This window comes from Caviibacterium pharyngocola (assembly GCF_002795405.1).
GTDB lineage: Bacteria > Pseudomonadota > Gammaproteobacteria > Enterobacterales > Pasteurellaceae > Caviibacterium > Caviibacterium pharyngocola.
Genome location: NZ_PHGZ01000020.1, coordinates 32,383 through 58,420, shown reverse-complemented (window position 1 = coordinate 58,420; position 26,038 = coordinate 32,383). Strand labels below are relative to the sequence as shown.

Genomic DNA, 26,038 nt, shown 5'->3' with positions numbered 1-26,038 from the left:
AAAACTAAAGCCGATTACTTTACTTCGTAAAACTGCGGTTCGTTTTTGGCGAATTTTTCTTCATATTCTGCTTTGGCTTGCTCGTCACCGGCTTCCAATTTGGCTTTGAGGTTGTCGCACGGTTCTTCGCAATCGCAGACTTTTTTCATTCCGAGTGCGGAGATTCCGCCGCAGCTGCCGGCGATGGATTTTTTCTTCACGATATAACCCAGCGACATTCCTAAAATAATCAAAATAAAAATCGCGAAGGTAATAACAAATAATTGCATAGTGTTCGTCCTATTGCTGGCTCATCTTGCGAAACGCCGATGAGGTTTTGGTTTCGAATCCGTTATCCGTTTTGATGATCAGATAAACGGGAATATTTTGTTGTTCGGCAACTTCAAGCGCCTTTTCTTCGCCCAAGACGAATAAGCCGGTGGAAAGTCCGTCGGCGGTCATCGAGCTTGGCGCAAGTACGGTAATGGATGCCAAACGGTGCTGAATCGGCATACCGGTTTTCGGGTCGATTTCGTGTGAAAAACGCAAGCCGTTTTCTTCAAAATAATTGCGGTAATCGCCGGAAGTCGCCATCGCTATGTTATGCAAGCCGATCACTTGCGCAACGCTTCTGTCGCCGTCGAAATTCGGCTGTTCGATAGCGATTTGCCAATTCTTTCCTTCAATATTTTTGCCTTTGGTGCGAATTTCGCCGCCGATTTCCACCATATAATTTAATGCGTTTTGGCTTTCCAAATAATCCGCCGCTTGATCCACGCCGAATCCTTTGGCGATGGAAGATAAGTCTATATAAAGCTGCGGTACGGATTTTTCAAGGAAAAATTTACCCGCACTTTGTTCGAGTTTGAGTTTTTCAATGCCGACCCACGCCCGACGCTCATTAATTTGTTCCGCCGACGGTTGTTTTTCAACGCGTTTATCCGGTCCGAATCCCCACAAATTCACCAAAGGCCCGACGGTAACGTCCAATGCGCCTTGGGTTACTTGATTTAAGCGGATAGCTTCCGCAATCACTTTGGCTAAATCTGCGGAAATCTCGACCGGCGTGTCGGTTTGTGTAAATTGATTAAATCGACTTAATTCGGATGTCGGAATATAAGTGGACATTTTGGCGTTCACATCTTTTAAAATCAGTTCGATTTGTTGGTGAATAGCGTCCGATTTATTTTTCACTTCACCTTGATCAATATATTTAATCGTATAAGTCGTGCCCATTGTTTTGCCGGTTAAAGTCACGATTTCCGGTGATTTATCACATCCGGTTAGTAATAAAACGAAACCGGTTAACAGTAAAAAAAGTTTTTTCATAGCGTGCTATTTTTAATTCTTCATCAGGAGATAAGAACATTATTTTATCAGATTCTGCCGCGAAAGGCACTTTGCCTCACACGGTGCTCGCCAAAAGGCGGGAATGCAAATAAAAAAACGGTCGGAAATCCGACCGCTCTTTTGCTGCTTGTCGTAAGACATCAACCGCCGAAGTCATCCAAGAGGATATTTTCATCTTCTACGCCGAGATCTTTCAACATTCTGATCACTGCCGCATTCATTACCGGAGGTCCGCACATATAGTATTCACAGTCTTCCGGCGCTTCGTGATTTTTCAGGTAGTTTTCATAAAGTACATTATGAATAAATCCTGTGTAACCCGTCCAATTATCTTCCGGTAATGGATCGGAAAGGGCAACGTGCCATACGAAGTTATCGTTTTCCGCTTGTAACGTATCGAAATCTTCCACATAGAACATTTCACGTTTAGAACGCGCACCATACCAGAATGACATTTTACGTTTAGATTTTAAACGTTTTAATTGGTCGAAGATATGTGACCGCATTGGCGCCATACCTGCACCACCGCCGATAAATACCATTTCGTTATCGGTTTCTTTCGCGAAGAATTCACCGAACGGACCGGAAATCGTTACTTTATCACCCGGTTTTAATGACCAAATATAAGAGGACATTTGACCCGGAGGCGCATCCGGTTGTTTCGGCGGAGGCGTTGCGATACGCACGTTCAGCATAATAATGCCTTTTTCTTCCGGATAAGATGCCATTGAATAAGCGCGGATAATATGTTCGTCCACTTTGGAAACATAACGCCAAAGGTTATATTTATCCCAGTCTTCGTGATATTCTTCCGGAACATCGAAGTCTTTATAATAAACCGTATGCGGTTCCGCTTCGATTTGGATATAGCCGCCCGCGCGGAACGGCACTTCTTCGCCTTCCGGAATCGCCAATTTCAGCTCTTTAATGAAAGTCGCTTTGTTATCGTTGGAGATAACGGTACATTCCCATTTTTTCACGCCGAATACTTCTTCCGGTAATTCGATTTTCATACTGTTCTTCACGTTTACTTGGCAAGAAAGACGATAGCCTTCTTTCGCTTCACGTTTAGAAATATGAGATAGTTCCGTCGGCAGAATATCGCCGCCGCCTTCGGTGACTTTCACCACACATTGACCGCAAGAACCGCCGCCGCCGCACGCAGAAGAAACGAAGATGCCTTGACTTGCCAACGCACCTAGCAATTTACCGCCGGCAGGGAGGCTAATTGCTTTGCTCGGATCATTATTAATTTCAATCGTAATGTCCCCGGAGTTAACCAATTTGGATTTAGCGAATAAGATAATGACAGCTAAAGCCAAAACGATCACGGTGAACATTGCAATACCAAGAGTAATTTCCATTTAAGTCTCCCCTTTCTTACAACTGAATACCAGAGAATGACATAAAACCAAGCGCCATTAAGCCCACGGTGATAAAGGTGATCCCTAATCCGCGTAATCCTGCCGGCACATCGGCATATTTCATTTTTTCCGTAATACCTGCAAGCGCTACGATAGCAAGCATCCAACCCGTACCCGCACCGATGCCGTACACAACGGATTCGGCGAAATTATAGTCGCGTTGAACCATAAAGGATACACCGCCGAAAATCGCACAGTTTACGGTAATCAACGGTAGGAAAATACCCAACGCGTTGTATAACGCCGGGAAGAATTTATCCAACACCATTTCGAGGATTTGCACTAACGCCGCAATAACACCGATGAAGGTGATGAAGTTTAAGAAGCTTAAATCCACCCCTTCTACTAATGCGCTGTCTTTAAGAATTAAAGAATACACTAATTGGTTTGCCGGCACGGCGATACCTAATACTACGATTACCGCAATACCCAAACCGAAAGCAGTGGACACTTTCTTAGATACCGCAAGGAACGTACACATTCCGAGGAAGAAAGAAAGCGCCATATTTTCGATAAAGACGGATTTAACGAATAGGCTGATATAATGTTCCATAAATTATTTCTCCACCTGTTCCGGTTTCCACGTTCTTAGGCCCCAAATAATGAAACCGATAATAAAGAATGCGCTTGGTGCTAACAGGAACAAACCGTTTGTTTGATACCAACCGCCGTCTTGGACTGTTTGCAATACGGTCATACCGAATAATTTGCCGGAACCGATTAATTCGCGGATAAAAGCGACGGTAATTAAAATCGCACCGTAGCCCAAACCGTTACCGATACCGTCAACAAAGCTTTCTACCGGTGCGGATTTCATTGCAAAGGCTTCCGCACGTCCCATTACGATACAGTTTGTAATAATCAAACCGACGAAAACGGAAAGTTGTTTTGACAAATCGTATGCGTATGCACGCAAAATTTGGTCAACCAAGATTACCAATGACGCGATAATTGCCATTTGAACGATAATACGAATACTGTTCGGAATGTAATTACGAATCAAAGAAATAAAATAGCTTGAAAACGCCGTAACCAAACTTACCGCAATCGCCATTACTACGGCGGTTTCCAATTTGGTTGTTACCGCTAATGCGGAACAAATCCCTAAGATTTGTAATGCAATCGGGTTGTTATCCACCACCGGTGATAACAATAACTTTTTAAGATTTGAACCAGCCATTAGTTAGCCCCCGCTTTTAATTTTGCTAAATACGGACCGAACCCTTTTTGACCCAACCAGAATTTGAAGGAGTTGTTTACCCCGTTACTGGTTAAAGTCGAGCCTGAAATTGCGTCGATACCGTGCGCTTTATTTGCCGATGCACCTTTGCCGACGAATAATGCCGCGTGGTTTTGCTCGTCAAATAATTGTTTGCCCGCAAATTGCGCTTGCCAACGCGGATTTTCGATTTCACCGCCCAATCCCGGTGTTTCACCGTGTTCATAGTAAGTGATACCGTTTACCGTATTGCCGTCCGGTTGAACGGAAAGGAAACCGTACATTACCGACCATAACCCTTTACCGTAAACCGGTAAAACAATTTGGTTGACTTGACCGTCATTATCTTTCACTAAATAAATTTCGGCTAAATTTTCGCGATTGCGAATTCCCGCCGGATCTTCATCAGGTGAAAGTGCGGTGCTTTGCGCCGGATTTTTTGCCGCCGCTTTGGCATCGAAGTTCGCCGGGCAATCCGTATAATCGCCGCTATCCAATTCGACGCAACGCGCTTCGATGTTTTTAGCGAAGATTTCTTTGATTTGGCTTGCCTTCGTATCCGCTTGCAATAAGCCGGCAACACTTAGGATATTTTTTTGTTTATCAAGTTGTTTTTGTTCTTCTTGGGTCGATTTTAATAAAACTGCCGAACCCGCGACGATAACGGAACAAGCTAAACTTAACAGAACAACCACTGAAATTGTTCCGCCGATACTGTCTTTATTAAATTTAGCCATTGCGTGCTCTCCGACGTTTAATATTTGCTTGAACGACGATGTAGTCGAATAACGGCGCAAATAAGTTAGCAAATAGAATTGCCAACATCATACCTTCAGGGTATGCAGGGTTTGCGACACGAATCAATACGCACATCGCACCGATTAAAATCCCGTACCACCATTTACCTTTGTTGGTAAATGCTGCGGAAACCGGATCGGTTGCCATAAACAACATACCTAACGCGAATCCGCCCAAGACTAAATGCCAATGCCAAGGCATTGCGAATAGCGGGTTGGTGGCGGAGCCGATTAAGTTGAATAACGTTGAAGTTGCGATCATACCGATCATTACGCCGGCGATAATACGCCAAGAGGCAATGCGTGCAAATACGATAATTGCCGCGCCGATCAATAATGCAAGGGTGGAAACTTCACCGATAGAACCCGGAATATTACCTAAAAACGCATCCATCCAAGTAATCGGTTGACCGGTTGCAACGTGTTTTAACGCTGCTTCGCCGCCGACAGCCCATTGGGAAAGTGCGGTTGCGCCGGAGAAACCGTCTGCCGCCGTCCATACCAAATCGCCTGAAATTTGCGCCGGATAAGCGAAGAATAAGAATGCACGACCTGCTAGCGCCGGGTTCATAAAGTTTTTACCGACACCGCCGAATACTTCTTTCGCCACAACCACACCGAAGGTCGTTGCAAGCGCGGCTTGCCACAACGGTAATGTCGGCGGAACGATAAGTGCCAACAAAATGGAAGTCACGAAGAAACCTTCGTTGATTTCGTGTTTACGCACCATTGCGAATAAAACTTCCCAGAAACCGCCTACTAAGAACACGGTTAAATAAATCGGTAGGAAGAAAATCGCACCTAATGCCATTTTCGCCAACACGCCGGCATCGGCAGATACCAAACCTAATGCATTGGCAAGAGCGAAATGCCAGTCGTTTGCGGCGCTATTGGCAAGATTTTGCACAAAATCGCCCGCACTTAATGCCAAAATCGATTGTTGACCGACGTTATACATTCCGTAGAACATCGCTGGGAACAATGCAAGCCAAACAAGCACCATCATACGTTTTGAGTCTAGCGCATCACGAACGTGTGAAGATTTGCCCGTTACTGTACCCGGTGTATATAAGAAGGTTGCCGTCGCTTCAAACAAGGCATACCATTTCTCATATTTACCACCCGGTAAAAATGCAGGTTCCATTTTCTCTAAAAGATGTTTTAAACCCATTTTTAACCTTCCTTCTCGATCTTATCTAGCGCTGCGCGCAACATCGGACCATATTCGTTTTTGCCCGGACACACGAACGTACATAACGCTAAATCTTCTTCATCCAGCTCCAGACAACCTAACGCTTGTGCGCTGTCGGTATCGCCTGAGGCTAAATCACGCAGTAATAATGTCGGAATAATATCCAACGGCACGACACGCTCGTAAGCGCCAATCGGCACCATTGCGCGATGACCGCCGTTCACTGCGGAAGTAAAGTTAAATAATTTTTTGCCGAAGTGACCTAACACGGTGCGGGTAATGGAGAATTTATCCGCGCCCGGCATAATCCAACCTAAAAATTCTTTCTCACGACCTTCCGCAATCACGGAAACTTGCAACGCGTAACGACCTAAATAATCGTGCGCGCCCGCCGCTTGAGTACCGCTTAATACCGAACCGGAAATCACGCGATTTTCACCGTCTTTCAATTCGTTAGCGGTTAATTGGGAAAGATTCGCGCCTAATTGCGTGCGAACTAAACGTGGATTTTTCACTTGTGGGCCGGCTAAGGATACGACGCGACCGGTATAAATTTCACCGCCGGTAAATAATTTACCGATTGCGATCACATCTTGGTAATTCACATACCAAACGGATTTGGTCGCGCTTACCGGATCGATAAAGTGAATATGCGTACCGCTTAATCCCGCCGGATGCGGACCGCCGAAATCGTGCACCGCAAGATTCGGTAAATCCACCGTCGGAATATTGCTATCGCCGGCTTTACATAAATGTAATTTACCGTCGTGTAAACGACTTAACACCGTTAAACCGTCGGTAAAATCTTGCCAATGTTCTTTTAATACGACTTCCGGATTCGCCGCTAACGGATTGGTATCCATCGCATTGACGAAAATAGAAGAAGGAACGGCATCAACCGCCGGTACTTTACTGAACGGACGCGTGCGAAGTGCGGTCCATAAACCGGAAGTTTGTAGATTTTGACGCACTTGTTCGGAGGTCAAGGTTTTTAATTCATCAGCCGAATAGCGGGCAAACGTCAGTTGATCGTCGCCTGAAACTCGGATGACTACCGATTGTAAAACTCGCTTAGCGCCGCGGTTAATCGCAGTCACGGTACCACTGGCAGGTGCGGTGAAAACGACGCCCGGATTCTTTTTATCTTCAAAAAGCACCTGACCTTTTTTCACCACATCACCTTCGCGCACCTTCATAGAAGGACGCATTCCCACATACTCTTCACCAAGCAAGGCAACTTCGGTAACGGTATTACCGTCACGGATTACTTGTTCCGGCTTCCCGGCAATAGGAAGATCCAAGCCTTTTTTAATCGTAATCATATAATTTGCACTACTTTTGTTAGATTAAAAATATAGCTGTCGCCATTCGATAAAGCATTAACGAAAAAACGACAACCTCGTCTTGAGTAATGATCTTTAAAATCACCGCACTTATCGGAAATAAGCGCTGAATTTTGCCGATCACATAAAATTAAAACTCAAATTCTGGGTATATTTTTGTGTAAAATTTGTACAAAAATAAGGGTTAAAATTTTGATAAAAAATCAACGGTTCATTTTAACCAAATAATTACATTCATTCCACTTTAGGGAGGGGTTTTTCCGTTATTTACGTTAAAAAAAAGCGAATTTTTTGTGAAAAATCAAAATTTCTTCTCACAAAAGAATCCGCCATACCTTTAATGAGGTATATTGCCTCCGCTTATTTCCCCACGCCCGCACAAGCGGTCGATTGCGGAATTTGTTGCGCCGTTTGCGCCCATTCCGCAGGCGTATAAGTATGCAGCGCTAAAGCGTGCAAGCCTTGACGAAATTCTTCCGCCAACACGCGATAAATCGCCTGATGGCGCACTACTTTACTCATTCCGTCAAAGCGTTCGCTGACAATCACCACTTTAAAATGTGATTCCTCGCCGCGGTCGGAACGGTGCAGATGACTTTCGTTTTCAATGTGCAAAAAGTGCGGTGAAAATTCGGCGAATAATGCCGTTTGAATGGATTGTTGTCGAGACATATGGGCTCCTAATGAATTTTTGGTTGTTTTCGCGGTCAGAGACTATACATTCAATGCGAAGTTTGCAAGAATAATCCTATATTTTAGTTCAGATCGAGGTATCTATGCGTTTTACAAAACTTTCTCTCGCGGCGTTAATGGCAAGCGCCGTGTTATTAACCGCTTGCCAAAGCCAGCCGAGCACAACTTTAAGTTTCTCACCGGCGGCTCCGGTCGCCCAATTTAATGCGGCGAATCAAAATGCCGTGTTGAACGTCGTAACGCGCGATGTGCGTGCGCAACCGGAAATATCTTCTTATGTGTATAACGAAGGCTTATTAAAGCTTTCCGCCAATCCTTCCGTGGCACAGCTGTTCGATCAAGTGATGAAACAAGACTTGAACGCGAAAGGTTTCCGCATTGCCGGCACACCGGCGGAATCCAACACGAACGTGCTTGTTAACGTCACGGATTTCTACGCGAAAGTGGAACAAGGCAATTTGCGCCACAAAATTTCAACCAAAATTCAAGTAAACGTGCAAGTGCAAGGGGCGAAAGGACAATTCACCAAAAACATCAGCGGCACGCGCACCCAAGAAGGCGCGTTTAGCGTCAGCAATGCGGACATTCAAAAAGTGTTGACGCAAACCTTATCCGAAGTGGTGCAATCCATTTATCGTGATCAAGAAATTCCGGCGGCGATCAACAAATACGCCTATTAATCTCCGAACGAACATAACCGCTTTTAAATCAAGCGGTTATTTTTTTACAAAATTTCGCCGAATTCGACCGCACTTTCAGGCGAAAACATTAAGCAAAAAGTGCGGTCGATTTTCTTTCGGTTTTATAATCCGACTGAAATCATTTTTTCTAAAAAATAGGTTTTAACCATAAGAGGAATTGCAATGAAAAAATCTTATCCGGCACTGTTGATTGCCGCCGTTTTAGCACTTAGCGCCTGCAATGAGCAAGAATCTTCCGGCTTAAGCGAAAAACCGAACCAAGCGGATCAAACGACGCTGAAGTTAAAAGAAGAATTGAATACCTCGCGGGCAGAAATCGATAGCTTAAAAGCGCAATTAGCGGAAAAACAGGATTCTCCCTTGGGTTTGCTGGTGAATATCGAGAAGGTTTTCGATAAATCGGTCAGTCTCAATCTTCCCGAAGATAAAGCGGAGGAATTGCCCGCTTCCGAAGCGAATGTGGAATATTCCCTTTCCTTGCCGGTCACTCAAGTGCAATGGCTCGATCAGTTATTGTGGACGGAGATAATTAAATCCTTCTATTTTATTGAGGATCAAACGCCAAACGAGGAAAATGTTTCCGAAGAAGCCTTGCGAAAAGCGGCGCAAGCTCAAGAAGTGGAACGAAAAGCGAAAGATGCCCATTTTGCGAAAAATCCGCCGCAAAAAGATGATCTGATTAAAGAAATAGAGAAATGGTTTGAACAGGCAAAATCAACGGCGGAAAAAGAACGTATTCCCGCCGATGTTTATCATATTGAAAGTGCGTTTTTAGGGCAGCGCAATAATATTGCTTCTTTTGCCCAATATGTTGACGTTTATACCGGCGGCGCACACGGGATGAACTGGGCGACCTTCCAAAACGTTGATTTGAAAAATCGCAAACTCATTAGGCTACAGGATTTGCTTAAACCGAATCAACGGGAGGCGCTGAAAGAAAAGCTTTGGCACGCCTATGAATACGAGTGGGGTCGTTTAACCGCGTTTGATCAAGAAAATCCGACGTTCGTCTCACAAGAGGATTTCGATATATCCGACGATTTTTATTTTTTAGGCGACAGCATTTATTTCTTCTATCCGCCTTATGCCTTAGGGCCTTATGTAATGGGAAGTTTCGAGCTTCGAATGTCTTTTGAAGAATTAAAAGAATTGATGCATCCGGATTATTTAAACTAAACCTTATCAAAAACGACCGCACTTTAACGCCGAAATATCCGGCGAAAGTGCGGTCGATTTCATTTAACTTTTACAGGAATTGCTTTTTTTAACCACCACGCCGAAATCGTTTTTCGCATTTGGTTTGGTCATATTATCCGGCGCGCCTTTTTGCACCGGATAAATATTAACACTAATGTCGTAAAACAAGGCAATTATTAAAACAACAAATTCGGCAAGGTACAAAAAAGCCCGAGAATTTTGCGGGCTTCGGATTAAGGTTTTAATTCAAAGGTTTGCAACGGATATTGAACGCCGTTGGCATTAACTTTCAACGTGTATTTGCCGAGCGGATCCAAAGCATCGAATTTCCAGCAATTCAAGAATGTACCGTTGACCGGTTTGATGATCAACGCGAATTGATGTTCGGTTTTATCGACGCTGTTAATGCCAGAGAAGGAAAAAGTCGATTTTGCCGGCGAAGTAATGACTAACTGAAGTTTTACCGGATCCGTATCGTTCGCAAATCCTTTTAATTGCCAGCAAAAGCGGCGATTAGTGTCATTTTTGGAATAAACTTTACCGTTATCCAACCACACATCGGCAAGAGAATCTTGATTTTTCGCGCCGAACGTGAAAACGGGATCTGCCGCAATGATATTTGCAGAAGCGAAAAGTGCGGTAGAAATAAGTAGGATTTTTTTCATCATAAACGCTCCGTATGCGTAAAAGAAAAAAGCCGTTAATTTGCATTAACGGCTTTCGGAATTTGGCTCCTCCTGCTGGACTTGAACCAGCGACATATGGATTAACAGTCCACCGTTCTACCGACTGAACTAAGGAGGAAAAGTGGTGCCTCGAGGCGGAATCGAACCACCGACACGGGGATTTTCAATCCCCTGCTCTACCGACTGAGCTATCGAGGCAACTCATCAGTGGTGCGTATTAAACGTTTTTTTCGCTTTCAAGTCAACAACTAAATTCAAAAAATTTAAAATTTATCGTTTGTTTGCGCATTTAATAGGCAAGAAGAATAGAAAAAAAGCGGTTTTTGCTTAAAAAATAAGGGCGATTGTCTTTTTTCAATCACCCTAATAGATAAGTTATTTTACCGAAATTAACGAATTACACGATAACTTTTTTGCGCTTTATCCACTTTAATCAGATAATTCCGCGCCTGTGAGGACGGATGCGCCGTGGTTAAAATGCGATAAACTTGTTCCGGATAAAGCTGATTAATGCGATAAATCGCCATATCGCGATCTTCGTCAAACACGCGCAACACCGCACCGGCACCGCTGTTATAAGCGGAAATCATCGCAAAACGTTTAGAAGTCGGATTGGTAATGCCGTCTAAATATTTATTTTGCAACAACCATAAATACGCCGCACCGGCATCAATATTTTTTTCCGGATCGAACAGATAACTTTTCGACGGTTGTCCGCCGCGACCTTTCATTTGGAAAATATCCCGACCGGCGGTATGCGGCACAACCTGCATTAAGCCGATGGCGTTCGCATAGCTTATCGCATAAGGGTTAAAACTGGATTCCGTTTGCATTATGCCCAAAATCAAACTCTCGTCCAAATTGTAGCGTCGTGCCGCTTTACGCACCAACGGAACGTATTTTTGCGCGCGCACCGCAACGTGGTTGGCGATCATCGGGATCACCACGAATCGCACGGTTTTACCGTTACTCAAACGACGCGTTTGCAATTTGTTGCGAATCAAATAATCGGCGAAATTGCCCGCTACGATCGTATTGGTGATTTGCCCGCCCAAATGATCGACGACCTGTCCGACCAAAAACGGGCGCGGACTAATCGGCACATCGCCGGAAGCGAATAAATCGATGCCTTTCGCATCGGAACCCATTAACAGCGTATGCACGATGGCATTTTGTAAGCGATTAATATCGGAATGGGTTTCCACCGTAATCACCCCTTCGTCAAAACTGACGTGGCTACGCGTATAAAAACTGTCCGTATATTTCACATAATCTTTACGACTTGCGACCAACAGCTCGTTCACCCCCCAAATCTGATCGATATTATGAGAGAATTGTCCGGTTAAAATATCCAAACCTTGCGTGTCTTTGGATAAGGCTTCATCGTAATTGATCCCTTTATTGCTCGAACCGCCGCAAGCAAACAAAAACGGAATAAGCGCCGCAATAAGATATTTTTTCATAATTATTTTTCTGCAGGTGGAACATAACCTTCGATATGAACCTCTTTGCCTTCAAACAAAAAGTTCACCATTTCTTGTTCTAAGAATTTGCGATGCTCGGCATTCATCATATTTAATTTTTTTTCGTTAACCAACATCGTTTGCTTTTTCATCCAATCCGCCCACGCCTGTTTGCTGATATTATCGAAAATGCGTTTGCCGAGTTCACCGGGATACAGTTGGAAATCCAAGCCGTCCGCTTCTTGTTTCAAATACGCACAGAACACCGTTCTTGCCATAATCATTTCCTTTTTTGAAATTCAATCAATAAATTTTTTACCGGCGTCGCCAGCCCGATTGAATCGGGATTTTCCGGATCATACCAATATTTGACCGCACTTGATACAGAAGATTGATATTCCGCGTGATTTTCCTGCACTTTTTTCCAATCGGTGCGATCAACATCATCTTGTTCTCGATTAAGCTCGGCATAAATCGGATAAATATCCAAATGAAAATGGCTGAACGTATGCCGAAAACTTACCCATTCTTGATAAACCGACACACCTTGCGCGCGCAAATATGCCAAGGCATCCGCTTTGCGTTCGAATTGCGGAAAACAATATAATCCGCCCCAAATGCCGCTCGGCTCGCGTTGTTCTAACAACACTTTGCCTTGCTCGGCTAAAATGACAAAAAAACTTTCTCGCTGCGGCAAGGTTTTCTTCGGTTTTTTGTTCGGATAAGCCGTCTGATTTTGTTGCAGATTTGCCTGACAATCGGCGTTTAACGGACATAAATCGCATTTCGGCTTGGTTCGCGTGCAAACCATTGATCCCATATCCATCATCGCCTGATTAAAATCCGCCACCTGATCTTGCGGCGTAACTTGCGCGCTGAACGCCCAAAGTTTCCGTTCCGTTGACATTTCACCCGCCCAACCGCTGACGGCAAAATAACGCGAGAGCACCCGTTTGACGTTCCCGTCTAAAATCGGATAAGGCGCATTTAAGCAAGAGGATAAAATCGCGCCGGCGGTACTTTGCCCGACACCCGGTAACGCCAAAACTTGCTGAAAACCCGTTGGAAATTCCCCGTCGTGTAGATCACGCACGTTCTGCGCCGCTTTATGCAAATTGCGCGCCCGCGCGTAATAACCCAAGCCCGTCCATAAATGCAATACTTCGTCCAACGGCGCATCGGCAAGTGCGGTGATATTCGGGAAAGTTTTGATAAAACGCTCGAAATAAGGAATCACCGTCGCCACTTGGGTTTGTTGCAACATCACCTCTGACAGCCACACGCCGTACAAAGTTTTATTCTGCTGCCACGGCAAAGTTTTACGCCCGTATTTTGCATACCACGCCAGCACGGCTTGAGCGAAAGGCGCTTGAGGATTGGATTGCGCTTGCATATTTTTCGTCATAAAAATAAAAATCAGTCTAGCATAATCAAACGGAAAGTGTGATTTTATCGCGCATTATGCTAGAGTAAAGCCATTTTTCAATCCGATAAAATAATCCTATTAATATGTTCGAACGATTCTTTCTAAGTGCTCAGCAAGATATGAAATTAGCGATTCTCGCACCGCTGATTTGCGCGTTATTTCGTCTTATTTTTATCCGTTTTTACGGCCCGCAATATTCGCTTAAACAAGATTGGCGCAAGTTATATCATTGTTTTCGCTATGGATTTTGGTGGGGAATGGATTTTAACGCTTACGTTTTTCTTGTGCCGCTTGTTTTAATTAGTTTGCCGAGCATTTTTTTCGCCGATTATTTTGTCTTCGGCGATATATTAAGAATCATCGGATTAAGCCTTTATTTACTCGTGCTTTATGTGGCGTTTATCGGCAAAATGATTTTTTATTATCATTTCCGCGACATATTTAATGCCACAATGCGCTTGGGCGGAAAGGCGGACAAACGCAATTTGCTTGATATTTTCTTTAATCAACATCACGGCGCGTGGCTGTTGTTAAGCTGTATTCCGTTTTTAGCCTTATGCGTATTCGCTGCCGACGCATTGCTTAAACTGCCTTCCGTGCCTTATCCGCAGATTGAAAATGTGTTTCTCGCTTATGCCTTTAACTTTTTATTCGTCGCCTTTTGCGTGGTGGGATTTTATTATTGTCGTTTCGGCGGATCGCTTAAACACGCGGATAAACCGGAATGGGACGAAGTGCCGGAAATCGTGAAAGCGGATATTTTTCTCGGCAAGGCGACGGTGGACGATTTGGTTGCCATAGAAATGGTGTATAGTCGTCCGGTGCAGGATTTACTCAATCACAACGATGAACAAAGTAGCGAAATTTTACGCCGCGAGCCGCTGTTTGCCGATGTGACAAGTGCGGTCATAAATCGGGAAAATTTATTGGCGCGGTTTAAAAAACGAGCGCAAGGCGCCAGAATTACGCCGCCGAAGAAAATTTTCTTTTTACTTGGCGAAAGTTATACTCAAGCGCCGTTCGACCCGTTATATGACAATCTGCATTTATCCGATCGCGGCAAAGCTTTTCGCGCCGATCCGCACAGTTTTGTCATCAACAATTTTTTACCGGCGGGATTGATTTCTCAGCCGGCGATTACCAGCTTAATTAGCGGACTTTTCGACAGTAATCTGGAAATCAACGAAAGAGAGATTTTTTGGCACAACACCTCGCTGTTGTCCTTGCCCTTGCAATTAAAAAAACTCGGCTATAAAACGCATCTCTGGTATGGCGGCGGGTTGTCGTGGTCAAGTTTAGGCTTGTTTAGCCAAGCAAGCGGATTTGATCGTGTTTACGGCGGCAATGAAATTTGTCCGAAAGACACGCCGAAAACGTGGCTAGGCATTTATGATCATTTATTTTTGCAACAAACGGCGAAAAACATTGTAACCACCGACTCGGAAGAATTCGAGTTTCACTTTATTTACACTACATCCAACCACGGCCCTTATACGATTCCGATTAAAAAATACGGTTGGGATGCGGAAAAAATTATGCCGAATGTGCCGTCGAGCTTGAAGAAAGATAAAGCGAAACTCGCGGATCTCGGCACTTATTGGTATGCGGATCAAGCCTTATTTGATTTTGTCGATGAGATCAAAACGCGCTATCCGGACAGTTTAATTATCGTCACCGGCGATCATTCTCGTCCGGTATTGCCGCTCAATCACGACATTATCAAGCGGCAAGAGGAAACGCTGCGCGAACGCTTTTGTACTTCTTTTGCAATGTATCACCCGCAATTTACTCAAGCAATGTTCGCCGGCAATACTATCGGCGGGCATATGAATATTCTACCGACCATCATCGAAAGCATTGCGCCCGCCGGTTTTGAATATTATAGTCTAGCGCCTTCGTTTTTTGAGCCATTGGAACGCGTCGTCACGCCTTATCATTGGTTAACCGCAAACCAAATGGGTTATTACCAAGATCGCATCGCGCAAACATTAACCGTTTCGGCGGATGAGGTCGATTTAATCCGAAATACCGCGCGGTTTGAATCCGAACGCGATGCCGTGGTGGAATTAACCGGTTGGTTGGTTCGTCATCCGGAGTTTTTGCTTAACGCAAAGGAACCTTCTGAGCTATAATCTGCCGCGATATAAAAAGGACGAAAAAAGAATGACAGAACAAAAAACAACCTTTGCCGATCAAAAACGCAAAACCGTTGAAACGGCGGAATTTACCGAAGACGGACGTTATAAGCGCAAAGTGCGCAGTTTTGTGCTGCGCACCGGACGATTGAGCGAGTTTCAGCGCAATATGATGAATGAAAATTGGGCAACGCTGGGCTTAGAGCACCAAGCCACGCCTTTCGATTTCGTGCAAATTTACGGCAATCACAATCCGGTGATCTTAGAAATCGGTTTCGGAATGGGGAAATCCTTAGTGGAAATGGCGTTGCAAAATCCCGACAAAAACTACTTGGGCATTGAAGTGCATACGCCGGGCGTGGGCGCTTGTATCGCTTATGCGGTGGAAAAACAAGTGAAAAATTTACGCGTGATTTGTCACGACGCCACGGAAATTTTACGCGACTGCATTGCGGACGGTAGTCTAGGCGGTTTGCAGTTGTTTTTTCCGGATCCTTGGCATAAAGCCAAACATCATAAACGTCGTATCGTTCAACCGCACTTTGTGGCGCAAGTGACGCAAAAATTAATGCCGCAGGGCTTTATTCATATGGCGACGGATTGGGAAAATTATGCGGAACAAATGTTGAACGTACTGAAAAGTGCGGTGGATTTACGCAACGTTTCCGAAACCGGCGATTATATTCCGCGTCCGGATTTTCGCCCGTTAACGAAATTCGAACAACGCGGTCACCGCCTCGGACACGGCGTGTGGGATTTGTATTTTATTAAAAAATAACGACGAAATGTGCTATCATTATGCGCGATGATAATGACAGCAACCATAGGAGAAAAATATGGCGATCAAACGTAATCAAAGACAACGTAAAAAAATGCACTTGGCGGAATTCCAAGAATTAGGTTTTTTAGTCAACTGGCAATTTGCGGAAAATACCCCGATCGAACAAGTAGATGAAACGGTTGATCGTTTTATTCGTGACGTGATTCAACCGAACGGCTTGGCTTATGAAGGCAGCGGCTATCTTCATTGGGAAGGCTTGGTTTGCTTGGAAAAATTAGGAAAATGCGACGAAAATCACCGCACTTTGGTGAAAAATTGGTTGGAACAAAACGGATTGCAACAAATCGAAATCAGCGAATTATTCGATATTTGGTGGGATTATCCGGCGAAATAATCATCGTCCCGCAGCTTAAATTCATCCCGCTTTTCTGGCGGGATTTTCTTTGCAAAAAACTTGACGAAATAGGCTTTCGAGCGTAACATTCCGCACGATTTAGTAACAAGAGGACACACACTTTGGACAGTCACAGTCGATACCGATCGCAATCTTTTTTCTAAATCTCGTCATTTACTTATCGGCGAGATTTCGCGGGTAAGTTTTCATTACCTTGTTTTTAACATTAGGTATCTTTTTTGATCAAACAATCGGATTTTTAACCGCACTTTCGCGCCGATTTTTTGATTTTTCTTTGTTCATAGCGTTTGTTCATAATCCATTAAGGAGTATGACAAGATGATTAATGCATTTGCGCTTGAAGATGCGCGTTTGGTGCGCCTTGACGAAACCGACGAGGCACTCAATAACGCCGTTTGGTTGGATTTGCTTGAGCCGACGGTGGAAGAACGCGAGATCTTACAAAAAGGCTTGGATCAAAGTCTGGCGTCTTTCTTAGAATTGGAAGACATTGAGGCATCCGCTCGTTTCTTTGAGGACGAAGACGGGTTACATTTGCACTCATTCTTTTATTGCGAAGATGAAGACGATTACGCGGATTTAGCCAGCGTCGCTTTTACCGTGCGCGACGGACGTTTGTTCACCTTGCGTGATCGCGAATTACCGGCGTTTCGGCTGTATCGTATGCGTTCGCGCAATCAACGTTTAATTGAATGTAACGCGTATGAAGTGCTGTTGGATTTATTCGAAACCAAAATCGAGCAACTCGCGGACGTTATCGAAAACGTTTATGCGGATTTGGAAAAATTAAGCCGCGTGATTTTGGACGGCAAACAAGGCGAAGCCTTTGATGATGCCTTGGCAACATTAACGGAGCAAGAAGACACCAGCTCTAAAGTGCGCCTTTGCTTAATGGATACCCAACGCGCCTTGAGCTTTTTGGTGCGCAAAACCCGTTTACCGGCAAATCAGCTGGAGCAAGCGCGCGATATTTTACGCGATATCGAATCCTTGCAGCCGCATAACGAATCTTTGTTCCAAAAAGTCAACTTTTTGATGCAAGCGGCGATGGGTTTCATTAATATCGAACAAAACCGGATTATCAAAATCTTCTCGGTGGTGTCGGTGATTTTCCTGCCGCCGACATTGGTGGCGTCCAATTACGGAATGAACTTCAGTAATATGCCGGAATTGGGTTTTGCCTACGGTTACCCGATGGCATTAGGGCTAATGGGACTTGCGGCATTCGCGCCTTATTGGTATTTTAAACGCAAAGGCTGGTTATAATTTAAGGGAAATTTATGGGGTTGAATTCATTACAATTTTTGCTTTATACGTTAATTAACGTTTTTTGTTTCGTGCTATTTTTAAGAATGTGGTTTCAATTTTGCCGCGTGGATTTTTATAACCCATTGTCGCAAACTTTGGTGAAAATCACCCAACCCGTGTTGTCGCCGTTGCAAAAAATTATCCCGACGGTAAAAAATATTAACTTGGCGGCAATTTTGCTGATTATCGTACTCGGCGCGTTAAAATATCCGCTGTTAAATGCTATCGGCACGCCGGTTATGGCAACTTCGGTCGAAAATTACGCCATTATCGGTGTATTGCACGCGGTCAGAACGGCAGGAGAAGCGTTGCTTTACATTTTATTTATCGGTGCGATTATGAGCTGGTTTAATCGCGGTGCCAATCCGTTACAATATACCTTAAATCAGTTGAGCGAACCTTTGCTGGCACCGATTCGTCGAATTTTGCCGAACACCGGAATGATTGATTTTTCACCGATGTTGTTGGCATTCGTGTTATTTTACGGCAATCGCGTGTTATACGATCTGCTCGGACAATTTTGGGCGCTGGCGTAATTCATCGGGCGGGTGAAAATGACAAAGGGCGAGGCAAGCGAAAAAAGTGCGGTGGAAAAATGCGGCGATGATCTGCGCCTACGCATTTTTCTGCAACCGAAAGCCAGTCGCGACAGCATTCAAGGCTTGCACAATAACGAATTGAAAATCGCCGTGACCGCCCCGCCGGTTGAAGGTCAAGCCAACGCGCATTTGATCAAATTTCTCAGCAAGCTGTTTAACGTGCCGAAAAGCGCGATTTTGTTGGAAAAAGGCGAATTGAATCGCCATAAGCAAGTGTTGATTCCCTCACCGAAAACCATTCCCGCCGAAATTGCGGCATTATTATGATTTGACGAAAAATAGCGGTATCAAACCGCTATTTTTTCGCGCCAAAGTGCGGTCGATTTTGACCGAATTTATCGGTTTTCCTGTTGTTTTTCCGCTTTTTTCACCTCGTCCCACAAGATATCCATTTCCACTAAAGAAGTTTCATCGAAGGTTTTGTTTTGCGCGTGCAGTTTTTGTTCCACCGCGCGAAAGCGTCGTTCGAATTTCAAATTGGCGCGGCGCAAGCTTTCTTCCGGCGCACACTTAAGATGGCGGCTTAAATTCACTGCGGCAAACAGTAAATCGCCGATTTCTTCCGCAATTTTATCGGGATCTTGCGTCGGTTTTTCCCATTCTTGGCGCACTTCTTCCAATTCTTCTTGCACTTTAGCAAAAACCGGTGCGATTTCCGACCAATCAAAGCCGATTTTCGCACAACGTTTTTGCAATTTTTCCGCACGAACTAATGCAGGAAAGGCGAAGGGAATATTATCCAAAATAGATTGATGTCCTTTTTGCTTGTTTTCATCGGCTTTCACCGCATTCCAATTTTGTAACGCGGCTTGTTCGTCCTCTGCTTTTTCGCTGCCAAACACGTGAGGATGACGGCGGATGATTTTTTCGCACAACCCTTGCACCACATCATTAAAGGTGAATTGGTGTTCTTCCGTCGCTAGTTGACTGAAAAAGGCAATCAAGAGGAGTAAATCGCCCAGTTCTTCTTTAAGATCTTGCGGGTTATTTTGCTCGATAGCCTCGACGGTTTCATAAGTTTCTTCGATTAAACAAGGGATCATCGTGCGAAAATTTTGTTTTAAATCCCAAGGACATCCTCCATTTGGATCGCGGAGTTTTGCCATAAGTTGAATCAAATCGTTAACGGAATACATTTATTTTTGTCCTGACAGTGAATTATTCGGATAGCTGATCATCATAGCACAACCTTTATACATAAGATTATCGCTAAAAAAATAAAAGTTTTTTTTAAAACGTGATCGAGTCCATATTTTTTTTTCGGCGAGGGTGCTAGTATAACTCCAAAATAAATGAGTGAGTCCCAAAACGGAATAAGGAGTCGGTTATGTACAAACATATATTAGTTGCGGTTGATCTTTCTGAAGAAAGCCCATTTTTATTGAAAAAAGCGGCGGGTGTAGCACAAAGACACGATGCAAAATTGTCGATCATCCACGTCGATGTGAATTTCTCCGATCTTTATACCGGATTGATTGATGTGAATATGTCTTCAATGCAAGATCGCATTTCCACCGAAACGCATCAAGCGTTGATCCAACTCGCGGAACAAGCCGGCTATCCAGTTTCGGAAAAACTTAGCGGTAGCGGCGATTTAGGTCAAGTGTTGTCCGATGCTATTGCGCAATATGACGTCGATTTATTAGTTACCGGTCATCACCAAGATTTCTGGAGCAAATTAATGTCCTCCACGCGTCAAGTGATGAATACCATTACGGTCGATATGCTTGTGGTTCCGTTACGCGAAGAATAATCGCGGTGAAATAACCGCCGGATCGGTTCGTAAAGGACTAGATCGGATAGCCGATTTAGTCCTTTTTTATTTACTTTATCCTTTCAGTAATAAGACTTCTTATTTTTATACTTTAATCATTTAAAAATGTTTTTTCTAAATTTTAAAAATATGCAACAATAAGTAAATTTACAAAAAATTTGATCAAATAAAACAAGGCTTAGCAATGAAAACAACAGCAGAAATCAGAAAATCTTTTCTTGATTTTTTCCACTCCAAAGGACATCAAATTGTTGATAGCAGTTCTTTGGTGCCGGAAAACGATCCGACGCTTTTATTTACCAACGCGGGGATGAATCAGTTTAAAGACGTTTTCCTCGGAATGGATAAACGTCCGTATTCGCGCGCTACCACGGCGCAACGTTGCGTGCGTGCCGGCGGTAAACATAACGACTTGGAAAACGTCGGTTATACCGCGCGTCATCATACCTTCTTCGAAATGTTGGGCAACTTCAGTTTCGGCGATTATTTCAAACGCGATGCGATTCATTTCGGTTGGGAATTCCTCACGTCGCCGCAATGGTTAGGCTTGCCGAAAGAAAAACTTTGGGTAACCGTTTATCACACCGATGACGAAGCATATGATATTTGGCACAACCAAGTCGGTGTTCCGGCGGAACGCATTATTCGCATCGGGGATAATAAAGGCGCGGCTTATGCGTCGGACAATTTCTGGCAAATGGGCGATACCGGCCCGTGCGGCCCTTGTACCGAAATTTTCTACGATCACGGCGATCATATTTGGGGCGGCCCGCCGGGATCGCCTGAAGAAGACGGCGATCGCTATATCGAAATTTGGAATATCGTCTTTATGCAATTTAACCGCCAAGCAGACGGTACATTGGAAAAATTGCCGCGTCCGTCGGTGGATACCGGAATGGGCTTGGAGCGTATCAGTGCGGTAATGCAACACGTTAATTCCAACTATGAAATCGATATTTTCCAACAATTAATCGCAAAAGTCGCCGAGTTAACCGGACAAACCGATTTAACCGATAAATCCTTACGCGTGATTGCGGATCACATTCGTTCTTGCGCTTATTTGATCGCCGACGGCGTCATTCCGTCTAACGAAGGACGTGGCTATGTGTTGCGTCGTATTATTCGCCGCGCCGTGCGTCACGGACATTTATTAGGTGCGAAAGAAACCTTCTTCTATAAATTGGTGCCGACATTGATCGAAGTAATGGCGGAAGCCGGCAAACAAGTGCAAGAGAAACAAGCGAACGTGGAAAAATTATTACGCTTGGAAGAAGAACAGTTCGCACGCACCTTAGAACGCGGTCTCGCGCTGTTGGATGAAGCTTTGGCAAATGTGAAAGATAACGTGTTATCCGGCGATGTGGCATTTAAATTATATGACACTTACGGTTTCCCGTTGGATTTAACCGCCGATGTTTGTCGTGAGCGCAACATTACGATCGACGAAGAAGGCTTTGAGCGCGAAATGGAAGCGCAACGTTCACGCGCCCAAGCGGCAAGCCGATTCGGGGTGGATTACAACAACGTCATTCGTGTTGACGGCGTGACCAAATTCGAAGGTTATACCGAAGTGGAAAGCCTGTCAAAAGTGACCGCACTTTTCCACGACGGTAAACCGGTCGAAAGCATTGTCGCCGGTCAAAGTGCGGTGGTTATTTTGGAAAATACGCCGTTTTATGCGGAATCGGGCGGACAAATCGGCGACAGCGGTCGCTTAGCCGGTCAAGGGTTCACGTTCGACGTGAAAGACACGCAGAAATACGGTCAAGTGTTCGGGCATATCGGCGAATTGACCCAAGGTTCGCTCTCCGTCGGACAATCCGTTAATGCGACGGTGGATGCACAACGTCGTCATCAAACTTCCTTGAATCACTCGGCGACTCACCTTTTACACGCAGCGCTCCGTCAAGTATTGGGTACGCACGTTGCACAAAAAGGCTCACTGGTGTCCGATGCGGCTTTACGTTTCGACTTTGCGCATCCGGAAGCCATTACCAAAGCGCAATTATTTGAAGTCGAGCGTATCGTGAATCAACAAATTCGCGCAAACAACCCGATTCAAACCGATTTAATGGAATTGGAAGCGGCAAAAGCGAAAGGGGCGATGGCATTATTCGGTGAAAAATATGCGGAACAAGTTCGCGTGTTGACAATGGGCGAGTTCTCCATTGAGTTGTGCGGCGGTATTCACGCCGAACGCACCGGTGACATCGGTTTATTCAAAATTTTAAGCGAAACCGCGATTGCCGCCGGCGTGCGTCGTATTGAAGCCGTGACCGGTGAAAATGCGATAACTTGGTTGCATAATCAGCAAACCTTGCTAAACCACAGCGCGGAATTGCTTAAATCGGATGTGAATTCCCTTGCGGAGAAAATCCAACAGTTGCAAGACAAAGCGAAGAAAACCGAAAAAGAACTTCTCGCTTTGAAAGAAAAAGCAGCAATGCAAGCGGGCGCGGATTTGGCAAAAAGTGCGGTGAAAATTCAAGACGTTTCCGTATTAATTCATCAAATCGATGGTGTAGAAACCAAATCCTTACGAGTAATGGTAGATGATTTGAAAAATCAACTCGGTTCCGCAATTATCGTATTGGTGTCCGTCATTGATGAAAAAATCAACTTGGTCGTCGGTGTCACCACCGATTTAACCGCAAAAGTGAAAGCAGGCGAATTGGTCGCTTTAATGGCGCAGCAAGTGGGCGGAAAAGGTGGCGGTCGTCCGGATATGGCAATGGCAGGCGGTTCGCAACCGGAGAATGTTAACAAAGCGTTATCGGTTTGTTCCGAATGGTTACATAAAAACCTATAATGCGCATAAATTTTGTGTGGTAACTCACAACTTTGGGTTTTATTTATCACCGACGATGAATAAATACGATACCATAGGGTGAGGTTAGATTTTGATTAAATAAGGATGTTTTTAATGGATGATAGGATGTCGCATCAAAGAATGGAATGAGGAGGTTGTTATGCTTATCTTAACCAGAAAAGCCGGAGAGAGCTTACTCATTGGTGATGATGTTTCTATTACGATACTGAATATTCGTGGTAATCAGGTAAAGATCGGTGTGAAAGCACCGAAAGATGTTTCTGTTCATAGGGAAGAAATTTACCAACGCATTAAAGACGCGCAAGATGAACAGCAATCTTAAGGGCTTTGTAATTTAGTGAGAAATGGAGAAGTTATGAGTAAATTGACTTGCTTTAAAGCTTATGATATCCGTGGTCGCTTAGGCGATGAATTAAATACGGATATTGTTTATCGAATCGGGCGTGCGTTCGGGCAATTCTTAAAGCCTAAAACAATCGTAGTCGGCGGCGATGTTCGCTTAACCAGTAAAGAACTGAAAAGTGCGGTCACAAACGGTCTGTTGGATTCGGGCGTGAACGTGATCGATTTAGGCGAAACCGGTACGGAAGAAGTCTATTTCGCAACATCGTTCTTAAAAGCGGACGGCGGTATCGAAGTGACCGCAAGCCATAATCCGATGGATTATAACGGCTTAAAATTGGTTCGCGAAGGTTCGCGTCCGATTAGCGCGGATACCGGTCTTGCCGATATTCAACGCTTGGCGGAAGAAAATAACTTCCCACCGGTTACTCAACGCGGCGAATATAAACAGCTTTCCGTATTAGGCGATTATGTCGAACATTTATTATCCTATGTGAATTTGGATAATTTGAAACCAATGAAGCTCGTCATCAACTCCGGAAACGGCGCAGCAGGACACGTTATCGACGCGATCGAAGCGCAATTCCGCGCGAAACGCGTGCCGGTGGAATTCGTCAAAGTCCACAATAATCCGGACGGCACATTCCCGAACGGTATCCCGAACCCGCTGTTACACGAAAACCGTCAAGACACTATTGACGCCGTATTAGCAAACAAAGCGGATATGGGTATCGCCTTCGACGGTGACTTCGACCGTTGTTTCTTATTCGACGAAAACGGCGGCTTTATCGAGGGCTATTACATCGTCGGATTATTAGGTCAAGCCTTCTTGCAAAAGAACAAAGGCGCGAAAATCATCTATGATCCGCGTTTAATTTGGAACACCATTAAATTGGTCGAAGAAAACGGCGGCGAAGCGGTAATGTCAAAATCTGGTCACTCGTTCATCAAAGAAAAAATGCGTGCAATCGACGCAATTTACGGCGGTGAAATGAGTGCGCACCACTATTTCCGCGATTTCTTCTACTGCGACAGCGGTATGATCCCGTGGTTATTGGTGCTTGAATTACTTTGTACAACAGGTAAAACCTTGGGTGAACTTGTGGGCAACAGTATCGATACTTATCCGTCTCCGGGTGAGATCAACAGCAAATTGGCAGATGCCCAAACGGCTATCGCACGCGTTCGCGCCGCTTATGAAAAAGACGCGATCAGCGTGGACGAAACCGATGGTATCAGCATTGAATACCCGACTTGGCGTTTCAATTTACGCTCCTCCAACACCGAACCGGTGGTGCGTTTAAATCTTGAAACCCGCGGTGACAAACAATTAATGGCAGAAAAAACCGAAGAAATTTTGGCTTTATTACGTCAATAATTGCATAAAATTTGACCGCACTTTAGCGTTATGCATAAAGTGCGGTTGTTTATTATTTAAAATAAGGAAAACCAATGAAAGCTATTATTCCGGTGGCGGGTTTAGGGACCCGAATGCTACCAGCAACCAAAGCAATCCCAAAAGAAATGCTCACATTAGTGGATAAACCGTTGATTCAATATGTTGTCAGCGAGTGTGTCGCCGCCGGTATTAAAGAAATCGTGTTAGTGACCCATTCTTCCAAAAATGCCATTGAAAACCATTTTGATACCTCTTTCGAACTGGAAACAATGTTAGAAAAACGGGTGAAACGCCAATTATTAGAAGAAGTTCGCTCCATTTGCCCGAAAGACGTCACCATTATGCACGTTCGCCAAGGTAACGCCAAAGGTCTCGGACACGCCGTATTATGCGGACGCCCGGTGGTCGGCAACGAACCTTTCGCCGTCGTTTTACCGGATGTTCTCTTGGCGGAATTTACTGCCGACCAAAAGAAAGAAAATTTGTCGGCAATGCTGAAACGGTTCAAAGAAACCAATGCCAGTCAAATTATGGTCGCACCGGTTGATAAAAAAGATGTCAGCAGTTACGGTATCGCAGACTGCGGCGGCGTCGAACTTCAAGGCGGCGAAAGCGCTAAAATCAACAGCATCGTCGAAAAACCGAATGTTGACGACGCACCTTCTAATTTAGCCGTCGTCGGTCGCTATGTTTTCTCCGCAAAAATCTGGGATTTATTAGAAAAAACCCCAGTCGGCGTGGGTGATGAAATTCAATTAACCGACGCAATCGATATGTTAATTGAAAAAGAAACCGTCGAAGCCTTCCATATGACCGGCGAATCCTTCGACTGCGGCGACAAAATCGGCTATATGCAAGCATTTGTCGAATACGGCCTCCACCACCCGCAACTCGGCACAAAATTCGCCGATTATCTGAAAAAACTGGTTAAATCCTTATAATTAAACCCCAAACGGCATTTTGAGTGCCGTTTGGGATTACCTTA

General features: G+C 44.6%; 27 protein-coding genes and 2 tRNA genes. 13 read left to right on the top strand and 16 right to left on the bottom strand.

Going from position 1 to position 26,038, the window contains the following annotated elements; translation table 11 throughout:
- Positions 1-14 precede the first annotated feature (14 nt).
- The 9 genes from nqrM to CVP04_RS08870 all read right to left on the bottom strand — a co-directional run bounded on the left by nqrM (position 15) and on the right by CVP04_RS08870 (position 7,976).
- A complete protein-coding gene (gene nqrM / locus CVP04_RS08910; RefSeq protein ID WP_100297159.1) occupies positions 15-269 on the bottom strand; it encodes a (Na+)-NQR maturation NqrM in 255 nt (84 codons plus the stop codon).
- Between the two features lie 10 nt (positions 270-279).
- Positions 280-1,308 carry an FAD:protein FMN transferase gene (locus CVP04_RS08905; RefSeq protein ID WP_100297158.1) on the bottom strand — a complete coding sequence of 343 codons (1,029 nt, stop codon included), beginning with the start codon at positions 1,306-1,308 and terminating at the stop codon, positions 280-282.
- Positions 1,309-1,469: 161 nt separating this feature from the next.
- Positions 1,470-2,693: an NADH:ubiquinone reductase (Na(+)-transporting) subunit F gene (gene nqrF / locus CVP04_RS08900; protein ID WP_100297157.1), complete on the bottom strand. Its 1,224-nt coding sequence runs from the start codon at positions 2,691-2,693 to the stop codon at positions 1,470-1,472.
- Positions 2,694-2,709: 16 nt separating this feature from the next.
- Entirely contained in the window at positions 2,710-3,306 is a 597-nt protein-coding gene (nqrE, locus tag CVP04_RS08895) for an NADH:ubiquinone reductase (Na(+)-transporting) subunit E (protein WP_100297156.1), read from the bottom strand.
- A gap of 3 nt (positions 3,307-3,309) precedes the next feature.
- Positions 3,310-3,933, bottom strand: coding sequence for an NADH:ubiquinone reductase (Na(+)-transporting) subunit D (locus CVP04_RS08890; RefSeq protein ID WP_100297155.1), 624 nt, complete (start codon positions 3,931-3,933; stop codon positions 3,310-3,312).
- Positions 3,933-4,709: a Na(+)-translocating NADH-quinone reductase subunit C gene (locus CVP04_RS08885; protein ID WP_100297154.1), complete on the bottom strand. Its 777-nt coding sequence runs from the start codon at positions 4,707-4,709 to the stop codon at positions 3,933-3,935. Before CVP04_RS08885 ends, CVP04_RS08890 begins: the two co-directional genes overlap by 1 nt.
- Entirely contained in the window at positions 4,702-5,940 is a 1,239-nt protein-coding gene (locus CVP04_RS08880; protein WP_100297153.1) for an NADH:ubiquinone reductase (Na(+)-transporting) subunit B, read from the bottom strand. The genes CVP04_RS08885 and CVP04_RS08880 overlap by 8 nt, the downstream gene beginning before the upstream one ends.
- A gap of 2 nt (positions 5,941-5,942) precedes the next feature.
- Positions 5,943-7,283, bottom strand: coding sequence for a Na(+)-translocating NADH-quinone reductase subunit A (locus CVP04_RS08875; RefSeq protein WP_100297152.1), 1,341 nt, complete (start codon positions 7,281-7,283; stop codon positions 5,943-5,945).
- 381 nt (positions 7,284-7,664) lie between these two features.
- On the bottom strand, positions 7,665-7,976 hold the full coding sequence (locus tag CVP04_RS08870; protein ID WP_100297151.1) for a BolA family protein: 312 nt from the start codon (positions 7,974-7,976) through the stop codon (positions 7,665-7,667).
- A 104-nt stretch (positions 7,977-8,080) separates the two neighbouring features.
- Between CVP04_RS08870 and CVP04_RS08865 the strand changes: the two genes are divergently transcribed.
- Together CVP04_RS08865 and CVP04_RS08860 are read left to right on the top strand one after the other, a co-directional pair.
- Positions 8,081-8,677: a YajG family lipoprotein gene (locus CVP04_RS08865; RefSeq protein ID WP_100297150.1), complete on the top strand. Its 597-nt coding sequence runs from the start codon at positions 8,081-8,083 to the stop codon at positions 8,675-8,677.
- Positions 8,678-8,860: 183 nt separating this feature from the next.
- On the top strand, positions 8,861-9,874 hold the full coding sequence (locus CVP04_RS08860) for a DUF3298 and DUF4163 domain-containing protein (protein WP_100297149.1): 1,014 nt from the start codon (positions 8,861-8,863) through the stop codon (positions 9,872-9,874).
- 254 nt (positions 9,875-10,128) lie between these two features.
- On the opposite strand, the gene CVP04_RS08855 is transcribed toward CVP04_RS08860, so the two are convergent.
- From CVP04_RS08855 to mutY, 6 genes are all read right to left on the bottom strand, one after another.
- A complete protein-coding gene (locus CVP04_RS08855) occupies positions 10,129-10,563 on the bottom strand; it encodes a hypothetical protein (protein WP_100297148.1) in 435 nt (144 codons plus the stop codon).
- 60 nt (positions 10,564-10,623) lie between these two features.
- Positions 10,624-10,699, bottom strand: a tRNA-Asn gene (locus CVP04_RS08850).
- A 4-nt stretch (positions 10,700-10,703) separates the two neighbouring features.
- Positions 10,704-10,779: transfer RNA gene (locus CVP04_RS08845), tRNA-Phe, on the bottom strand.
- A 191-nt stretch (positions 10,780-10,970) separates the two neighbouring features.
- On the bottom strand, positions 10,971-12,044 hold the full coding sequence (gene mltC, locus CVP04_RS08840; RefSeq protein ID WP_100297147.1) for a membrane-bound lytic murein transglycosylase MltC: 1,074 nt from the start codon (positions 12,042-12,044) through the stop codon (positions 10,971-10,973).
- Between the two features lie 2 nt (positions 12,045-12,046).
- Complete coding sequence (locus tag CVP04_RS08835; RefSeq protein WP_100297146.1) at positions 12,047-12,322, bottom strand: oxidative damage protection protein; 276 nt, start codon at positions 12,320-12,322, stop codon at positions 12,047-12,049.
- 2 nt (positions 12,323-12,324) lie between these two features.
- Positions 12,325-13,437 (bottom strand): A/G-specific adenine glycosylase, encoded by a 1,113-nt coding sequence (gene mutY / locus CVP04_RS08830; RefSeq protein ID WP_100297145.1) that lies wholly within the window; start codon positions 13,435-13,437, stop codon positions 12,325-12,327.
- 152 nt (positions 13,438-13,589) lie between these two features.
- Here mutY and CVP04_RS08825 point away from each other — a divergent pair, with 152 nt between their 5' ends.
- From CVP04_RS08825 to yggU, 6 genes are all read left to right on the top strand, one after another.
- Positions 13,590-15,602, top strand: coding sequence for an LTA synthase family protein (locus tag CVP04_RS08825; protein WP_207761634.1), 2,013 nt, complete (start codon positions 13,590-13,592; stop codon positions 15,600-15,602).
- 31 nt (positions 15,603-15,633) lie between these two features.
- Positions 15,634-16,383, top strand: coding sequence for a tRNA (guanosine(46)-N7)-methyltransferase TrmB (trmB, locus tag CVP04_RS08820; RefSeq protein ID WP_100297143.1), 750 nt, complete (start codon positions 15,634-15,636; stop codon positions 16,381-16,383).
- Positions 16,384-16,441: 58 nt separating this feature from the next.
- A complete protein-coding gene (locus CVP04_RS08815) occupies positions 16,442-16,780 on the top strand; it encodes a YggL family protein (protein ID WP_100297142.1) in 339 nt (112 codons plus the stop codon).
- A 339-nt stretch (positions 16,781-17,119) separates the two neighbouring features.
- Positions 17,120-18,067, top strand: coding sequence for a magnesium/cobalt transporter CorA (gene corA, locus CVP04_RS08810; RefSeq protein ID WP_100297141.1), 948 nt, complete (start codon positions 17,120-17,122; stop codon positions 18,065-18,067).
- Positions 18,068-18,087: 20 nt separating this feature from the next.
- The gene (locus CVP04_RS08805) at positions 18,088-18,645 is read left to right on the top strand and encodes a YggT family protein (RefSeq protein WP_100297258.1); all 558 of its coding nucleotides are present in this window, start codon (positions 18,088-18,090) and stop codon (positions 18,643-18,645) included.
- A gap of 18 nt (positions 18,646-18,663) precedes the next feature.
- A complete protein-coding gene (gene yggU, locus CVP04_RS08800) occupies positions 18,664-18,975 on the top strand; it encodes a DUF167 family protein YggU (protein ID WP_100297140.1) in 312 nt (103 codons plus the stop codon).
- Between the two features lie 68 nt (positions 18,976-19,043).
- Here the strand turns inward: yggU and mazG are convergent, their stop codons facing one another.
- A complete protein-coding gene (gene mazG / locus CVP04_RS08795) occupies positions 19,044-19,844 on the bottom strand; it encodes a nucleoside triphosphate pyrophosphohydrolase (RefSeq protein ID WP_100297139.1) in 801 nt (266 codons plus the stop codon).
- A 191-nt stretch (positions 19,845-20,035) separates the two neighbouring features.
- Here mazG and uspA point away from each other — a divergent pair, with 191 nt between their 5' ends.
- The 5 genes from uspA (at position 20,036) to galU (ending at position 25,994) form a co-directional block, all read left to right on the top strand.
- A complete protein-coding gene (uspA, locus tag CVP04_RS08790) occupies positions 20,036-20,461 on the top strand; it encodes a universal stress protein UspA (protein ID WP_100297138.1) in 426 nt (141 codons plus the stop codon).
- 205 nt (positions 20,462-20,666) lie between these two features.
- Positions 20,667-23,291: an alanine--tRNA ligase gene (gene alaS / locus CVP04_RS08785; RefSeq protein ID WP_100297137.1), complete on the top strand. Its 2,625-nt coding sequence runs from the start codon at positions 20,667-20,669 to the stop codon at positions 23,289-23,291.
- Positions 23,292-23,451: 160 nt separating this feature from the next.
- A complete protein-coding gene (gene csrA / locus CVP04_RS08780; RefSeq protein WP_100297257.1) occupies positions 23,452-23,634 on the top strand; it encodes a carbon storage regulator CsrA in 183 nt (60 codons plus the stop codon).
- A gap of 33 nt (positions 23,635-23,667) precedes the next feature.
- A complete protein-coding gene (locus tag CVP04_RS08775; protein WP_100297136.1) occupies positions 23,668-25,032 on the top strand; it encodes a phosphohexomutase domain-containing protein in 1,365 nt (454 codons plus the stop codon).
- Between the two features lie 74 nt (positions 25,033-25,106).
- A complete protein-coding gene (galU, locus tag CVP04_RS08770) occupies positions 25,107-25,994 on the top strand; it encodes a UTP--glucose-1-phosphate uridylyltransferase GalU (RefSeq protein WP_100297135.1) in 888 nt (295 codons plus the stop codon).
- Positions 25,995-26,038: the final 44 nt, after the last annotated feature.